Origin of the sequence: Paraburkholderia sp. RAU2J (assembly GCF_003634845.1) — a bacterium.
GTDB lineage: Bacteria > Pseudomonadota > Gammaproteobacteria > Burkholderiales > Burkholderiaceae > Paraburkholderia > Paraburkholderia fynbosensis.
On record NZ_RBXG01000003.1, the window covers coordinates 961398 to 977241 of the forward strand.

The following is a 15844-nucleotide window of genomic DNA, read 5'->3' on the forward strand; positions in this document are numbered from 1 at the left end:
TCAATTCCCTTCGAAAATGGCGGTGCCGGGGCCAGTCTTTTCGAAGGCCTCCAGTCCACGTTTCAGATCCTGCGACGCCCAGATCGGCTTTTGCAGTTCGAACATCGCCTCGTCGGCTGCGGCGATGCCCTCGTTGACCGCGACCCGCACGAGCTGCTTGGTGGCGGTGTGCGCGATGGTCGGACCGGCGGCCAGTTCTTGCGCAACCGACAGGGCTACTTCATCGAGCTTGTCGTCCGGCACAACGAGATTGATCAAGCCCCAGCGCTCGAGCGTGGCCGCGTCGTACCGCCGCCCGAGCAACGCAAGTTCTTTCGCACGTGCCGGCCCGGCACGCATCACCTGACGCTGGATGCCGCCGAGCAACGGATGCAAACCGAGTGCGACCTCGACCGAGCCAATCTTCGCTGATTCCGCGACTACGCTGAAGTCGCAGGCGAGCGCGACTTCGAAGCCCCCGCCGAGACATGTGCCGTTCACCGCGACAACGATCGGTATCGGTAGAGTCTCGAAGCCGCGAAGCACCTCGAGCGGGTCCATCAGCGCTTTGCCTTGCCTGGCAATGCGGTCCGGAAAGAGCGCTACTTCAGCGCCGGCAGAAAAGTGCCGCAGGCCACTGCGCAGCAGGATGGCTCGCGAGCCGCGTTTCACTGCGTTGTCGAATTCATCAAGTAGCGCCCGATAAAGCGTGGGGCCCATCAGGTTGTGCGGGCGACGATTCATCGTAAGGACCGTCACATCGCCTTCGATTTCCTTCTGAACAATTGCTTCATCCATTTTTTTGCTCCATTTCGTTAATTCAGGTGTGGGCCGACTCTGTTGTTAATATTGATAACATTTGACGTCGCGAGCATGTCAATCGTCGATGCCTGCCACGACGCGCGCATCCCTTTCGGCGCCGTCTCCCAGTACCGCCAGCGCTTCCTGATAAGCGTCGCTTCGAAACGTGGCGAGAGCCTGTTCAAAGCTCGGGAATTCGACCACGACGGTCCGTTCCTTGAGACCGGCCTGGAATGCAACGACTTCGCCGCCCCGTACCAGAAATTTTCCGCCCGCCGCCTTCACCACTTCTGTTGCGAGGACGCCGTAAGCCGCGAGCTTGCTGGCGTCATTGACCGCCCGATACGCCGCCACCCAATATCCCTTTGCCATTTCGCTTCCCCAGTTGAGACACATGCGACAATAGTAACGGCGTTAACATTTATATCAATGCGGGTTTTTCCTGGCCTAAAAAAGCTGGTCTCGAGAAGTGTTAACGGTGTTAGCATATGTCAACGCAATGATGCAATGCCAACCTTTTTGGGAGTCCTCCATGCCATACACGACTATCAATCCTGCGACCGGCGAATTGCTTGCCACCTATGACGACATCTCCGACGACGTGCTCGAAACGAGGCTCGCAGCCGCGCAGAACGCTTTTGAATCGGATTGGCGCCGTCGTCCGGTCAGCGACCGGGCTCGCATCGTGTCGCGCGCGGCGGCGCTGTTGCGTGAGAGGGCCGACGAATACGCCGGCTATCTGACATTGGAAATGGGCAAACGCAGCGGAGAAGCGCGCAAGGAAGTGGAATCATCGGCGAACATTCTCGACTACTACGCAAAGCATGCACACGCATATCTGCGACCGCGCCCACTTGCAGAAGCGCCTGGAGCGGCTGTGCACATCGAGCCGATCGGCGTGCTGTTCGGCATCGAGCCATGGAATTTTCCCTATTACCAGATTGCGCGCGTAGCCGGTCCGCAACTGATGGTGGGAAATGTCCTACTGCTCAAGCATGCGGAAAGCGTGCCGCAATCCGCGCTTGCCTTCGCGCGGCTGTTCGACGAAGCGGGCGCGCCCGAAGGCGTCTATACGAATCTGTTCATCTCGATCGAACAGGCTGGCCGCGTGATCGACGACCCGCGCGTTCAAGGCGTGACGCTAACGGGCAGCGAGCGCGCCGGCGCCGCCGTGGCCGAGCGTGCGGGCCGTAATCTGAAGAAGGTTGTGCTCGAGCTCGGTGGCAGCGATCCGTTCATCGTGCTCGAGGATGCGCCGCTCGAGTGGGCGATCGACAGCGCGGTCGCGGGCCGCATGCTCAATGCGGGGCAATGCTGCGTAGGCTCCAAGCGAATCATCGTGGTCGGCAAGGCGCGTGGCGACGCATTCCTCGATGGCTTTGCAGAGCGGATGGCAGCGTTCGCGACGGGTGATCCAGCTGACCCCACGACCGCCGTCGCGCCGCTTTCGTCCGAGCGCGCGTTGAATCTACTGCTTGAGCAGATCGATCGCGCGACCGTGCACGGTGCACGCGTCGTGTGTGGGGGAAAGCGCGTCGAGCGCCCTGGTTTCTATCTGCAGCCGACCGTCCTGACCAACATTTCGCCACAGAATCCGGTCTTCGCAGAAGAGCTGTTCGGTCCAGTCGCCGCCTTCCACGTCGTCGCGGACGAGGCCGCAGCGATAGCGCTCGCGAATGGCACGCCGTACGGTCTCGGTGCGTCGGTGTTCACTGCGAATACCGAGCGCGGCGAGCGGGTCGCGGCGCAAATCGACAGCGGCATGGTGTTCATCAATCAGCCGTTCGGCACGGCGGCGGAACTGCCGTTCGGTGGCGTGAAGCGTTCAGGTTTCGGCCGGGAGCTTTCTCAACTAGGCTTCGACGAATTCGTCAACAAGAAGCTGATCAGGGTTGCGCCCGCGGGGACCGCACCGTTCGGCCCTGCGCGGGCCGCCTGATGTTGAGCGGAGTTCCGTCCGCCGATTGCCATGAGCGTCGACGCGTAAGTGGCGCTGGTCACATGCGAGGCGCGTGAGTGTGGCGCTTCATTCATATTTTCTTGAAGGAAAACCATGACAAGCAAGACCATCATCAGTTGCGCGCTCACGGGCAGCGACGATACTGCGCGACTGAGCCCTGCAGTGCCTGTTACGCCCGAGCAAATCGCAAATGAAGCGATCGCTGCATGCGGAGCCGGCGCGAGCATCGCGCACATTCATGTTCGCGATCCCAAAACCGGTGTTCCAAGCACTGAGTTGTCGCTCTACGGAGAGGTCGTTTCTCGTATCCGCGATAGCGGATGCCCGATATTGATCAATCTGACGACAGGTCCAGGCGCTCGTTTCGTTCCCAGCGAAGAAGACCCGAACCGGGGAAGCGAACTCAGTACGATGATGACGCCCGAGGCGCGCGTGCGGCATGTGCTCGAGTTGCGTCCGGAAATCTGCACCCTCGACGTCGCGACCATGAACTTCGGTAGTCACGCATTCGTGAATGTGCCGGACCACCTGATCAAAATGGCAACCCTGGTCGAGGAAGCAGGCGTGAAGCCCGAAATCGAGGTATTCGATCTGGGGCACGTGCGTCTTGCGCGACACCTGATCGAAACACGGGGTATTTTGCGGGCCCCATTGTTTCAGTTATGTCTTGGCGTGCCATGGGGCGCGTCCGCCGATACCGAAAGCCTTCTACAGATGAAGCGCTATCTACCTGAAAACGCCCGCTGGTCAGCGTTCGGCATCTCGCGCGCCCAATTTCCGATTGTCGCGCAAAGCGTGATTCTCGGCGGGCATGTCCGCGTCGGCCTGGAGGACAACCTTTATCTTGCAAAAGGGGAACTTGCGCCGGGCAACGCATCGCTGGTCAAGCGCGCGGTCACTATTGTCAGGAGCATCGGCGGGAACGTGGCAACGCCTGAGGAGGCTCGCAGCATACTCGGCCTTTCCAGCCGCCAATAGGAGGAACGACGATGTCATTGCACCGCTTTCGGACAAGCCCCCATTGGTGGTTGAAAGGCCGGCCGGCTTCTTGGTGAAGTTGATCAGCAGGGCCAACGTTTTCCATAAAAATGGTGCGATGCGAAAGCAGAGTTTTCGAAGGGTGGCCTATTCTTTGGCTACCAGTACCGCCGCCTCACTCATGTCGGATTCATCTTTCTCTTTCAGAAATTCGGGATGTTCTGACTAGAGAGAGGCGGCATCTATTGATGCATGGAGACAAAAATGCCTTTGTGGAATATCTATCATCCCGTCGGTGCCTACTCGTCGGAAGACAAGCAGGAGATGGCGAAGCGAATTGCCGACATTTACATCATCCCTCGCTTCTATGTGGGCGTTCTGTTTCATGAACAGCCCAAAGACTCCTTTTTCATGGGAGGTGAGTCGCGGGGCGATTTTGTCAGGATCAGACTAGATCAATTCGCCAGACACATTTCGAAGGACGTGGCGTGGACGGAGTCGTGGTTGCGCAAGGCGAACGCGGCTATTGCGCCGTTTGTCCAGGAGCGGGGCTATCACTTCGAGCTGCATGTCGGCGAGACGCCGCGAGAACTGTGGTTGATCGATGGCATTCGACCACCTCGGCCTGATACGGAGGCTGAGAAGAGATGGAAGCTTGAAAACCGGGCTTCGGCATATGATCCGAGCGAAGGCTAAATCGAACGTTTAGGTCTGGTCTGTTCAGAGGCTGAACCGGACCGACGGCGGTGAAGAGCCTGGTTTTCACCGCTGTCGCTCCCAATCGTCTGGCGGTCTCTCTCTGACGTACCGTTTAGTAGCAAGACGGATACGTAATGGCGACCATCACCCGAGCTGGGAGTCCGACAATGCGTGGATCCGTAGCCGTGGCACGACGTCGCGCCCGCGGGATCATGATTGAAGACAGTAGTTCAAGAGAAGGAGAAGGCGTATGAAAGCTCTGATAATCGAACGCAATGGCGATCCGTCAGAAGTGGTTCGCTGCCTTGATGTGCCAGAGCCCACGCCCGGTCCCGCTGAAGTCCGCGTAAAGATGCTCCTCGCGCCCGTGCACCCGTCTGACCTGCACGTCATTCGTGGACGTTTCGCCCGTCAGCGTCAGCCGGAACTGCCTGCCTCGCCCGGGTCCGAGGGCGTCGGAATCATCGACTCCGTGGGCAGCGACGTGCCACGCGCGCGGGTAGGAGAGCGCGTTGTTTTGCTGGATGTGCCCGGAACGTGGAGAGAACAGGTCATCAGTCCAGCCGATCGCGCGATACCTGTACCGGCGGCGATCTCCGATGAGGACGCTGCGCAGGCGCTGATCAATCCGATGACGGCATGGGCAATGACGATCTGCGAGCACCGGCTCGAACGGGGCGACTGGCTGGTCCAGAGCGCAGCCGGCTCGACGGTCGGTCGCCTCGTATTGCAGATCGCGAAAGCGGAGGGGTTCCGTACCATCAACCTTGTACGCCGCGATGAGCAGGTCGCCGAGATTCAGGCGCTTGGCGGCGACGTCGTGCTTTGCACCGCTGACGAACGCTGGGTCGAGCAGTTGGCTAAGGCCACTGGCGGCAATGGCATCGTGAGCGCGATTGACTGCGTCGCGGGCCGCACGGGTGCCGCGCTTGCGCGTCAGCTGGCCCCGAACGGACGCCTGCTTGTGTATGGAGCCTTGTCGTCGCATCGTCAGACCGACGAGGCGGCGTTCGAGATGCCGATCTTCGCGCCAGCGCTGGTCTACTCCGCTGCCGAGGTGCGCGGCTGGTTCATCTTCTCGTGGCTCGCACGCAAGGGCGTCAATGAAGGCAGCCAGACGCTCCGCAGCCTGCTCGATCGTATTGCCAACGGCTCCCTGAAGCCGCCGGCAGCTCACTGCTACCGCCTGGATCGTGCACGAGACGCATTCACGGCCGCCGAGCGCGCCGCACACGACGCCAAGCCATTGCTGGTGTTCGCCGAGCGTTGAGCTTCGGCCCGTCCATGTTCAAGGGCGTTTCGTACGGCAGGGCAGCGAGATCGCGTCCGCCATAAGTCTGGAGCATCTTCCCGGTCAGCATGGTGATCGGATAGCTGTCGCGCGGCACGGATGTTAGCGGCTGTTCCGTGCGGGCGGCTCGGTCAGTAGCGAGGCGAGTCTAGGCGAGTCACGCAAGGTGCTCGCCTGTCCGCTGCAAACCGCGTTTTTCAGGTGGCGTTCTATGGCTTTGTGCGGGTACGCCAACGACCACGGCTGGCAAGTTCGTCCTCGCGGCTAGCTTGATCCATCCAGCGGAGCGGTAGACGGCACGCGAGATCTGGGTACGACGAGACGCGCAACCAGTCGCTGGAATACATCGCCATGCTGGTTCCGCGTTTCGCTCTGTACGGTCACCATGCCACGGTCGGGTTTTGACCTCGATGGCTGCACGCTCAGGATCGTGCTGACGACTCGCAGAACATCGCCAGGTCGCGTAGGGCGCGGCCATGCGATATCGCCGCCGGCCCCGATGATGCCGCCGGCCAGTGGCAAGCTCTGCACGAGCAGCTTCATCGTGATGGCGGCCGTATGCCAGCCGCTCGCGGCCAGTCCGCCAAACAAGGTATCGCGCGCCGCGACGTCATCGAGATGGAATGGCTGCGGATCGAACTCGCGTGCAAACGCGTGGATATCCGCAGCCTCCAGTTTGAAGCCGGAACTCTCATAGACCATACCTTCGGACAGATCTTCCAGGTAAACCTTTCCGGTCGTCGTGCCAATGCTATTGCTCATCTCTTTGCTCCTGGGTCCAGCCGGACTCTTCGCGGACACCTATGCATCCGGGCTTCCGACCTTCAGTGTAAGTAACCGGACACGCCATCCCACAACAATTTGATCGAGCTCACTACCAGCAAGCCATAGCACGCGCGATACATCTGGCGTTGGTCCAGCTTGCCATGCAGGCGCCAGCCCAGCCCGACGCCTGACGGGACGGCCAGAAGGCATATCGCCATCAACGTCCAGACCGCGCCGGCCGGCTTTGCCAGCGCGAGCCATGGCGCTGCCTTGAGAATGTTTCCCACTGTGAAGAACATGCTCGTCGTGCCGGCATAAAGCTGTTTGCTAAGGCCAAGGGGCAGCAGATACATTGCCAGCGGCGGTCCGCCGGAGTGGGCGACCATGGTGGTGATCCCAGAGGTCAGCCCAGCAGTGACGGCTTTGGGCGATGAGCGCGGCTGCACGAGGACTTCGCCGCCGCGCAAAAACCACAGGCCGACGAAGAGCAGCGTGATCGCTGCCATCACGATGGCGATAGCGCGGTGGTCCAGCACTCGAAACAGCACGTAGCCGACCCCTATGCCCACCGCGAGACCGGGCACAAGCGATAACAGATCGGGTCTGGACCACGTGGAGGGCTTCCAGTAGCGCAGGCTGAAAAGGTCCATTGCGACGAAGAGGGGCGCAAGCAGGCCGCCCGCTGTCACCGGGTCCATCACAAGCGACAGCAGGGGGATACCTACGATCGCGAAGCCGCCTCCAAAGGCTCCCTTCATGAAGCAGATCAGGAACACACCGGCGAAAGTGACGAGGACGATGGTGGCGTTCAGGTGCATATTGTCATTTCCTCGTCGGGCCAGCGCCACGTAGATCAGCCGCCGCAAAGGTGCCGACAGCAAGCGCGACGGCTTGCCGCGCACTTGGTCGTCGGCCTGCGAAGTCGGGCGCATTGTAGGCCCGCATGTCAGTAAATCCGATCATGGTGATGGACAGCCTCGATGACTCCGCCGCGCTACACGTTCGCGGTCGTTCGCAGCGCACGGAAGCTCGTGCGAAGCTCTTCGGAAAACACCTTGGGTTGCTCCCATGCGGCGAAGTGGCCGCCTTTCTCGAGCCGGTTAAAGTGGATGAGATTCGGATAGGCCTGCTCCGTCCAGCTTCGAGGCGCCGCGTAGATTTCGTCGGGGAAGACGCTCACCGCAACCGGAATCTGCACTCTCTTGATGTCAAAGAAGGGCAACTTGTTCTCCCAGTACAAACGTGCCGACGAGGTTGCCGTTCCGGTGAGCCAGTACAGCGTGACGTTATCGAGGATGTCGTCACGCGTGAGCCCTTCGCTTTGACCGTCGAATACCCGGGCGATCAGCGCCTGGCTGGCCGCGTCGTGGTCGAGCATCCAGGCAGCCAGACCGATCGGCGAGTCTTCAAGGCCATAAAGCGTCTGCGGGCGATTCGCCATCTCGATCGCATAGCCGAGCCCGTGCTTGTAGAAGGTATCGAGTTGCTGATATGCGTGCTGTTCATCAGCCGACAGGCCAGCCGGCGCCGGTTCGTTGTACTTCAACGCCTTCGAAATAGGGGCGGGCAGGGTAGCGGGCATGTTGACGTGGATGCCAAGCAGTGCCGGCGGCGCGATTAGCGCCATCTGCTCGGTGATCGCATCGCCCCAATCGCCGCCTTGCGCGACGTATTGCTTGTACCGGAGCCGGTTCATCAACACGATCCACGCGCGGGCGATCCGCACCGGGTCCCAGCCGGTGGCCGTCGGTTTGCCGGAGAATCCATGGCCGGGGATCGACGGAATCACCACGTCGAACGCATCGGACGCCTGACCGCCGAAGGCCGTGGGATCCGTTAACGGACCGATAATTTTCAGTTGCTCGATTACGGAGCCGGGCCACCCGTGCGTGATGATGACTGGCAGCGCATTCGGGTGCTTCGAGCGCACATGGACGAAATGGATATCCACACCGTCGATGTTCGTTGTGAATTGCGGCAGGGCATTCAGCCTGCCCTCGACCTTGCGCCAATCGTACTGTGTCGCCCAATAGCGGGCCAATTGCTGAATGGTCGCGAGGCGTACACCCTGTGATTCGTCGGTGACCGTTTCCCGGGTTGGCCAGCGAGTGGCACCGATACGTCGGCGCAGGTCGACCAGCGCTTCCTGCGAAAACGAGACGCGGAACGGATGAATTTCCTCGGTTGCACCCGCCGCATTTGAAGAGGTTTGTGCCGCCGCCGCCTCGTTGACGAAGGGCGCGACGCCCAAGCCGTAGCTCACCGCGACGGCAGCAACGCCGAGAAAATGACGTCGACTCAATCGGCTCGCATCTTCGTTCTGGTCTTTCAGCGTATTCATTGCAACTTCCTTCGGAGTAGTTTCATTCGAATGACGTACATGCCCTGTGGCGTCAGATCTGATGCCACGGATCGATGTCGTGCCGCGGCAGGCCGCCACTGTCGCCGAAGCTGCGGTGATCGTGTAGCAGCACGGCAAAGCCCGCTTGCGCGAACGTTTCAGCGAATGATTCGATGTCATGGGAGCGAGTACCCGCGAACCGATGCGCCGTGGTGATAGCCGGCAGCGGTCCGCTACGATGCTTCGGCAGGAGCAGCCACGCCGACAGGTGGATGCCGCCTTCGACGGGGAAACTCACATCTTGCTTCTGAAACATCAGTCCACTCCCGGATTGTCATGCGTCGAGATCGCCTAGCACATGAGCAAGATCCAGTTCTGCCTCGCGCGTCTGAAAGCCGCGCGCCATGGCGGCTTCCATGCGGCGTTGCACCGACGCAGACCGCACGTTATTTCCAAATAGATCGGAGTCGCGCCGGAAGTCGTCGGCGGATGCGAGCGCAATCGCATTGACGCGTTCCTTGACAATCGCGTGGCCCGTCGCAGGAAAACGCGCGATGCGCCGCGAGAGCGATGCGACGAATTCTGCGAGCGACTTGCCGGGAAGCGCCCGGTTGATCCAGCCATACCGTTCCGCAGTGTCCGCGTCGTAGTCCATCGCGCCCAGCATCACTTCGAGTGCCCGACCGCGTCCCATCAGGCGGGTGAGGGACTGCGCCGCGCCACCGCCCGGAATCAACCCGAATGCGGCTTCCATCTGGCTGAAGACCGCTGATTCGCGCGCGGCGAAGCGCATGTCGCACCCCAGGACAAATTCGCTGCCCGCACCACGCACTCGGCCTTCGATCTGTGCGATGGACACGAGCCGACTGGCGCTCAGATGGCGAAACAGCAGTGCAATCGATGGCTCGCCAGTCAGCTTTGCAGCTTCCGCCCGATATTCGTTCACTTTCGTCACATCGACGTGGGAGATGAAATAGTCGGGGTCCGCGCTGCTGAAAACGAGCACCTTGGTCTCGTCGTCCGCTTCAGCGCCCCGAATCAGCGAGACGAGGTCGCGCATGAGTTCCGGGCCGAGCAGGTTCATAGGTGGCGCGCATATCTCGACAAACAGAACTGCGCCATCGCGATTCACTTTGAGGGTGTCGGACATTTCGGCTGGCTCTCCTGGGCAACTTCAGATGTCAATCTAGGCCCCTTCTGATCCAATGAGTAGCCGGTAAAATTGGAAACTATCTTTTCATTGGTGGAAGGCTATGGACCGACTGGAAGCGATGGCCATTCTGTTGGCGGCGACAGACACCGGCAGCCTTTCCGCCGCAAGCCGGAAACTGCGCATTCCGCTGGCGACCGTTAGCCGGCGCATCTCCGAACTGGAGGCTCACCTCGACGTACGGCTGCTCGTTCGCAGTACCCGCAAGCTGTCATTGACAGAGGCCGGGCGTGGGTATGTGACGGCATGCCGCCGCGTCCTCGACGAGATCGTGGAGATCGAGCGCACGGCATCGGGCGAATATCATGCCCCGCAAGGAGAACTGATCATCAGCGTGCCACCGGTGCTCGCGCGCATCCACGTTATGCCGGTGATAGTCGGGTTTTTGCGCGAGTTTCCGGAGATTCGGGTGTGCGCGCAATTGACTGACCGGCTCGTGAATCTGCTGGAAGAACCCGTCGATCTGGTACTGAGGATCGGCGAGCAGCCCAGTAGCAACCTGATCTGCACACGTGTCGGCCAGTTGCGTCAGGTGATCTGCGCAAGCCCCGCCTATCTGAAGAAGCGCGGGGTTCCCGAAAAGCCCGATGACCTTCTGTCGCACGACTGCGTGACGTATGAGGGATATTCGATGGGCAGCAACTGGGAATTCGTGTCCAAGGGGCGGTCACGGCGAATCGAAGTGCCGTCGCGCCTCGTGCTCAATTCTATCGAAGCCGCCGTGGTTGCCGCGGTGGAAGCTGCCGGCATTGCCCGCGTCGCGTCCTACCAGATTGAAGATCTGGTGCGGGCCGGCAAGCTGGTGCTGCTGCTGGAGGGGTACGAACCGCGCCCGGTGCCGATCAGTCTGATGTACACCGGCCCGGGCAGGATTCCGCTTAAGGTTCGTGCGTTCATCGACTATGCAGTGCCCACGTTGAGAGACAGACTTGAACTGGTGCGTGGGGCGGATTCCGGGGAGCAGCGCCGTCCTCGACGCGGACGCGCGGCTCTGTCAAAAGACGTTTAAAGGGTGGCAAAAGCCGGTTAGGTGGTCAGGGTTAGAGCGATTCGGTCGCGTGCCGTCTCGCCGCGATCATTCGAACAAAGGCTGCGGTCATGCTGAGCTTCGAGGTAGCCGGTGCAGGCATCGGAACCGATTGTTCCGGCGCTGTTCGGATCAAAGGACCGCAACGAGGCCAGTGCACGGATAATGAGCCAGTCGCCGTATAGTTGTATACAGCATGATCCAATTTGGCTTCAGTTCTAAGTAATTACCCTCGGAAACGGCGATAAAACGTGTGTGAGTGCCTCGCGGTCCAAAAGGTGTGTATACAATTGACTCGTGCAAGTTACTGAATCCTCCTCATGACCGAGCGCCGCTTCATACCCGTTTCGCCGTCTGACCTCGACGCAAATGCAGCCGTCGGCGATGCCGCGGCAAGAGAACCTGCCGGCGAAGATGGGCCGCACGAGACGAACGCACATCGCGCCCGAGCGCCCGGCGCGGCGTCGCAAACGGAACGCGCGCTGCTCGGCTTGCGCGAACTGATCGTCGAAGGTCACCTGGTTGCTGGTGCGCGTATTTCGGAACTGTGGGTGGTCGACCGTCTTGGCGTGTCGCGCACGCCGGTGCGCGCCGCATTGAATCGGCTGGAAGAAGAAGGCCTGCTCGAACCGATCGCGTCGGGCGGCTTCGCGGTTCGTTCGTTCACGGTCGAAGACATCGGCGATTCGATCGAATTGCGCGGCACGCTGGAAGGCCTGGCCGCGCGGCTCGCGGCCGAACGCGGCGTGGATGCCGTCCAACTGCAAAAACTGCATGCCTGTATCGATGAAATCGACGTGATCCTCGCCGGCGAACTCACCGACGACGCGTTCTCGGCCTACGTCGATGCGAACCGGCGCCTGCACGCGCTACTCGCCGCGGCGAGCAACAGCAGTGTGATCGAACGTCAGATCGAGCGGGTCATGACGATGCCGTTCGCCTCGCCGAGCGCCTTCGTCATGGCGCAATCGATCGATGCCAGCGCGCGCGACATGCTGCGAATCGCGCAGTCGCAGCATCGCGCGGTCGTCGAGTCGATCGAACGGCGTGAGGGCGCACGTGCCGAGGCGCTCATGCGCGAGCATGCCCGTATTGCACAGCGCAACCTGCATGCGGCGCTCGAAAACCAGAATGTGATGACGCAGGTTCCTGGCGGAAAGTTGATCCGCCTGCCGATCGGGCGTTAGACGCTCCGCCGGAACACGGCGGATAGATTTCACATCCCGGATCATGAAATCAGTATAACTAAGGAGATAAGAATGTTTTTGAAGAATGCGTGGTACGTCGCCTGCACGCCCGATGAAATCGACGGTAAGCCGCTGGGTCGGACGATCTGCAACGAGAAAATGGTGCTGTTCCGCGGCGACGAAGGCAAGGTCGCGGCACTCGAAGACTTCTGCCCGCATCGGGGCGCGGCGCTGTCGCTGGGGTTTGTGCGCGACGGCCAGCTCGTTTGCGGCTACCACGGTCTCGTGATGGGCACCGATGGCAAATGCAAAGCGATGCCCGCGCAGCGCGTGGGTGGTATTCCGGCGATTCGCCGCTATCCGGCCGTCGAGCGCTACGGCTTCATCTGGGTTTGGCCGGGCGACGAGGCGCTCGCCGATCCGGCAAAGATCCATCATCTCGAATGGGCCGACAATCCTGAGTGGGCCTATGGCGGCGGCCTGTATCACATCAACTGCGATTACCGGCTGATGATCGATAACCTGATGGACCTGACGCACGAGACCTATGTGCACGCAAGCAGCATTGGTCAGCCCGAGATCGAGGAAGCGCCGCCCGCCACACGCGTGGAAGGCGATACGGTAGTCACCGGACGCCACATGCAGAACATCATGCCGCCACCGTTCTGGGCTGCGGCACTGCGCGGCAACGGCCTCGCGGACAACGTGCCGTGCGACCGCTGGCAGATCTGCCGCTTCACACCGCCGAGTCATGTGCTGATCGAAGTCGGCGTCGCGCACGCGGGGCACGGCGGCTACGACGCGTCGGCGGAATATCGCGCCGGCAGTATCGTCGTCGATTTCATCACGCCGGAAACCGACACGTCGATCTGGTATTTCTGGGGTATGGCACGCAACTTTGCGCCGCAGGACGCAACGCTCACCCAAACGATTCGCGAAGGGCAGGGCAAGATTTTCTCGGAAGACCTCGCCGTGCTCGAGGCGCAGCAGCGCAATCTGGTCGCCAATCCGCATCGAAAGATTCTCAGCCTGAACATCGACGCGGGTGGCGTGCAGTCGCGCAAGATCATCGAACGTCTGCTGAAAGAAGAGCGCGACGCCACGCAGGAGGTGAGCGCGTCATGAAGGTTCAGCTTATCCGCAAGACTGAAGTGGCGCGGGACATCGTGTCGTTAGAATTCGCTGATCCCGCCGGCGCGGCTTTGCCCGCGTTTTCGGCCGGCGCTCATATTGACGTCATGCCCGCCGACGGCTTCGTGCGTCAGTATTCGCTGTGCAACGATCCGCGCGAAACGCACCGCTACGTGTTGGGCGTGCTGCGTGAGCCGTCCTCGCGTGGCGGCTCCACGGCGATGCATGCATTGCGCGAAGGCGCGCTCCTCGATATCAGCGAGCCCAGGAATCACTTTCCGCTCGCGCTTGATGCCGCTCATTCGATTCTGTTGGCGGGCGGCATCGGCGTGACACCGATTCTATGCATGGCCGAGCGGCTCGCGCATGCGGGCGCCTCGTTCGAGCTGCACTACTGCACGCGCGAGCCCGAACGAGCGGCGTTTCGCGAGCGTTTCGCCGCGCCGCATCTGAAGCCGCACAGCCGGTTGTATTTCGACACTGCGCCGGCCACCGGGCGGCTCGATCTCGAACGCGTGTTGGCGGCGCCCGCCGCCGACCGGCATGTCTACGTGTGCGGTCCCGCAGGTTTCATCGACTTCGTGCTCGATGCGGCGCGGCGGCTCGGCTGGCACAGCGAGAACGTGCATCGCGAGTATTTCGGCGCGCCCGCGGCGAATGCGGCGGCGCGCGACAGCGACGGTCCGTTCCAGGTGCGGCTCGCAAGCAGTGGCCGTGTCGTCGACGTGGCCGCGACGCAGACTATCGCCGGAGCGTTGGAACAGGCCGGCGTCGCCATCGCGACCTCCTGCGAGCAGGGTGTCTGCGGCACGTGTCTGACGCGCGTGCTGGAGGGCGAGCCGGATCATCGCGACGTGTATCTGACCGATGAAGAACGCGCCGAGAACGATCAACTGCTGCCCTGTTGTTCGCGTTCGAAGTCGCCGTTGCTGGTGCTCGATTTATAACGTCACTTCAACGTCATGGCGGCGCCACGGCCGCCGATACCGAGTGAGTGGGCGACGCATGCAAATTTGACCGGAAAAATACCACTGCAAGCGTTCGACATCAAAGCACGTGAGGAACGGCCCGAGACCGGTGTCAGGCGCTGGCGCCCAGGAGCGTAATTTGCCGAGCGCGGGTTTGGCCCCATTGTCAGGCCCAACCGGTCCGCCTCTACAATCAGTCCTCGTCGCCGCGCCTTTCAGAATTTGTTGAATACGGCATGGATCACCCACCTGCAATTCGAGAGGAGCCAAAAAAATGAAGTTCCTTTTGCGCTTCTTTACGATCGTCCATGGGCTGATGGCTGTTCTCTTCACCGGCGCGGCGCTGATGTTGATTGCAATTGCTGCTCGCATCGGATCGATTGCATTTGCGAGTCGATGGGACCAGACAAGCGCGCAATCCATCATAGAAGCTTTGGGACTGCTGGCTGGGGCCGTTGTCGCCTTGCAGATCGCCGAGACCATCATAGAGGAAGAGGTCATACGCGAGGCCGACGTTAGCGCGCCGACGCGGGTACGACGTTTCATGTCGCGATTCCTGGTGGTTGTCGTCGTCGCGCTTGCCATCGAAGGGCTCGTGGCAACGTTCAAAGCGCTACATCAGGATCCATCGCAGCTTTGGTATGCTGCGGGGCTGATTGCTTCGACAGCCTTGCTTCTTGCCTCCTGGGGGCTGTTCGTCCGCCTGAATCGGTCTGCGGAAGAGTTAGAGCCGGAGGCCATGGCGGACGCGAAACGCGAAGACACGAAACTGCAATAGTTCAGTGCCGAATGTGGTGCCCGAATGCCCGCCGTGACACGAAGCGCCTGATCCGTACCGACACGTGGATCCTTCGGCTGGTACAACAATCGAAGAACTGGTTAAAGAGCGCCCGGCGAGCTTGGAACTGGATGACCGCACGAAGTCCGCCGTGCGCGCCCGCGGCCGCTTCCTGGCAGAAGCACGCCTTGCCACTGACCGCGGCTTCGCGCAGCGCTCCGGCGAGCGCTGCCACTAATGCATTCAGCCCCGAACGAGCCTCGATCTTCTTCGCCAATTCAAAGTCGCCAAGCTTTCTGGTTTGGAGCCCGCCAGCTAGGCGGCACAGGCATGCGTTCGTTTGCCATCGCCCGAGGTTTTCCCGTTGTTTTTGAGTTCGCACTTCAAATAACTCTACGTGGAATTCGCGTTTGCCTTCGCAGATTCCGGGCGTGCTGTGTCTATCGCACCGCTGCCGATCGAGCGTTACCCGTGCTGCCTTCGCAACCGGAAAACTCACTGACCGCTGAGGGGTCGCTTGCTACCGATCGCCGCCTTACGCGCTGTTAGAAAGCATGCCCCATGCATGAGACAGCAGGCGGCCAACAGGAAGGAGATCGAGCTTCGTGCAAAGACAGCAATGCGCGTCCGCATGCAAAGTCGCGATGCGCCTTGCAAACGCGCCAAGAGTTGCATATGTTCATACGTAAGCCACCGATCATGATTTGGCATCTCGCTGGCCGACCCTTC

Annotated in this window: 17 protein-coding genes; 9 read left to right on the top strand and 8 right to left on the bottom strand. The window is 61.0% G+C overall.

Annotated elements, in window-relative coordinates:
- Both B0G69_RS35750 and B0G69_RS35755 read right to left on the bottom strand, forming a co-directional pair.
- Nucleotides 1-777, bottom strand: coding sequence for an enoyl-CoA hydratase/isomerase family protein (locus tag B0G69_RS35750; RefSeq protein ID WP_121324785.1), 777 nt, complete (start codon nt 775-777; stop codon nt 1-3).
- Nucleotides 778-855: 78 nt separating this feature from the next.
- Nucleotides 856-1152 (bottom strand): DUF1330 domain-containing protein, encoded by a 297-nt coding sequence (locus B0G69_RS35755; RefSeq protein ID WP_121325119.1) that lies wholly within the window; start codon nt 1150-1152, stop codon nt 856-858.
- A gap of 160 nt (nt 1153-1312) precedes the next feature.
- On the opposite strand from B0G69_RS35755, the gene B0G69_RS35760 reads away from it, so the two are divergent.
- The 4 genes from B0G69_RS35760 to B0G69_RS35775 all read left to right on the top strand — a co-directional run bounded on the left by B0G69_RS35760 (nt 1313) and on the right by B0G69_RS35775 (nt 5687).
- Nucleotides 1313-2719 (top strand): NAD-dependent succinate-semialdehyde dehydrogenase, encoded by a 1407-nt coding sequence (locus tag B0G69_RS35760; protein ID WP_121324786.1) that lies wholly within the window; start codon nt 1313-1315, stop codon nt 2717-2719.
- A gap of 114 nt (nt 2720-2833) precedes the next feature.
- Nucleotides 2834-3718: a 3-keto-5-aminohexanoate cleavage protein gene (locus B0G69_RS35765; RefSeq protein ID WP_121324787.1), complete on the top strand. Its 885-nt coding sequence runs from the start codon at nt 2834-2836 to the stop codon at nt 3716-3718.
- A gap of 264 nt (nt 3719-3982) precedes the next feature.
- Entirely contained in the window at nt 3983-4414 is a 432-nt protein-coding gene (locus tag B0G69_RS35770; RefSeq protein WP_121324788.1) for a tautomerase family protein, read from the top strand.
- Nucleotides 4415-4667: 253 nt separating this feature from the next.
- A complete protein-coding gene (locus tag B0G69_RS35775) occupies nt 4668-5687 on the top strand; it encodes a zinc-dependent alcohol dehydrogenase family protein (protein ID WP_121324789.1) in 1020 nt (339 codons plus the stop codon).
- A 285-nt stretch (nt 5688-5972) separates the two neighbouring features.
- Here the strand turns inward: B0G69_RS35775 and B0G69_RS35785 are convergent, their stop codons facing one another.
- The 5 genes from B0G69_RS35785 to B0G69_RS35805 form a co-directional block, all read right to left on the bottom strand.
- Nucleotides 5973-6470 carry a MaoC family dehydratase gene (locus tag B0G69_RS35785; protein WP_121324790.1) on the bottom strand — a complete coding sequence of 166 codons (498 nt, stop codon included), beginning with the start codon at nt 6468-6470 and terminating at the stop codon, nt 5973-5975.
- A 62-nt stretch (nt 6471-6532) separates the two neighbouring features.
- On the bottom strand, nt 6533-7405 hold the full coding sequence (locus B0G69_RS35790; RefSeq protein ID WP_241991644.1) for a sulfite exporter TauE/SafE family protein: 873 nt from the start codon (nt 7403-7405) through the stop codon (nt 6533-6535).
- 62 nt (nt 7406-7467) lie between these two features.
- The gene (locus B0G69_RS35795) at nt 7468-8814 is read right to left on the bottom strand and encodes an epoxide hydrolase family protein (RefSeq protein ID WP_121324791.1); all 1347 of its coding nucleotides are present in this window, start codon (nt 8812-8814) and stop codon (nt 7468-7470) included.
- A 52-nt stretch (nt 8815-8866) separates the two neighbouring features.
- Nucleotides 8867-9130: a CocE/NonD family hydrolase gene (locus B0G69_RS35800; protein WP_121324792.1), complete on the bottom strand. Its 264-nt coding sequence runs from the start codon at nt 9128-9130 to the stop codon at nt 8867-8869.
- Nucleotides 9131-9148: 18 nt separating this feature from the next.
- Entirely contained in the window at nt 9149-9964 is an 816-nt protein-coding gene (locus tag B0G69_RS35805) for an enoyl-CoA hydratase/isomerase family protein (protein ID WP_121324793.1), read from the bottom strand.
- A 103-nt stretch (nt 9965-10067) separates the two neighbouring features.
- Here B0G69_RS35805 and B0G69_RS35810 point away from each other — a divergent pair, with 103 nt between their 5' ends.
- The 5 genes from B0G69_RS35810 to B0G69_RS35830 all read left to right on the top strand — a co-directional run bounded on the left by B0G69_RS35810 (nt 10068) and on the right by B0G69_RS35830 (nt 15115).
- Complete coding sequence (locus B0G69_RS35810; protein ID WP_121324794.1) at nt 10068-11033, top strand: LysR family transcriptional regulator; 966 nt, start codon at nt 10068-10070, stop codon at nt 11031-11033.
- Nucleotides 11034-11371: 338 nt separating this feature from the next.
- Nucleotides 11372-12238, top strand: a complete 867-nt coding sequence (locus tag B0G69_RS35815; RefSeq protein WP_121324795.1) for a GntR family transcriptional regulator — start codon at nt 11372-11374, stop codon at nt 12236-12238.
- A 72-nt stretch (nt 12239-12310) separates the two neighbouring features.
- The gene (locus B0G69_RS35820) at nt 12311-13363 is read left to right on the top strand and encodes an aromatic ring-hydroxylating dioxygenase subunit alpha (protein WP_121324796.1); all 1053 of its coding nucleotides are present in this window, start codon (nt 12311-12313) and stop codon (nt 13361-13363) included.
- On the top strand, nt 13360-14316 hold the full coding sequence (locus B0G69_RS35825) for a PDR/VanB family oxidoreductase (RefSeq protein WP_121324797.1): 957 nt from the start codon (nt 13360-13362) through the stop codon (nt 14314-14316). The genes B0G69_RS35820 and B0G69_RS35825 overlap by 4 nt, the downstream gene beginning before the upstream one ends.
- A 295-nt stretch (nt 14317-14611) precedes the next feature.
- The gene (locus B0G69_RS35830) at nt 14612-15115 is read left to right on the top strand and encodes a hypothetical protein (RefSeq protein ID WP_121324798.1); all 504 of its coding nucleotides are present in this window, start codon (nt 14612-14614) and stop codon (nt 15113-15115) included.
- Nucleotide 15116: 1 nt separating this feature from the next.
- On the opposite strand, the gene B0G69_RS35835 is transcribed toward B0G69_RS35830, so the two are convergent.
- Nucleotides 15117-15392: a hypothetical protein gene (locus tag B0G69_RS35835; RefSeq protein ID WP_121324799.1), complete on the bottom strand. Its 276-nt coding sequence runs from the start codon at nt 15390-15392 to the stop codon at nt 15117-15119.
- Between the last annotated feature and the right edge of the window lie 452 nt (nt 15393-15844).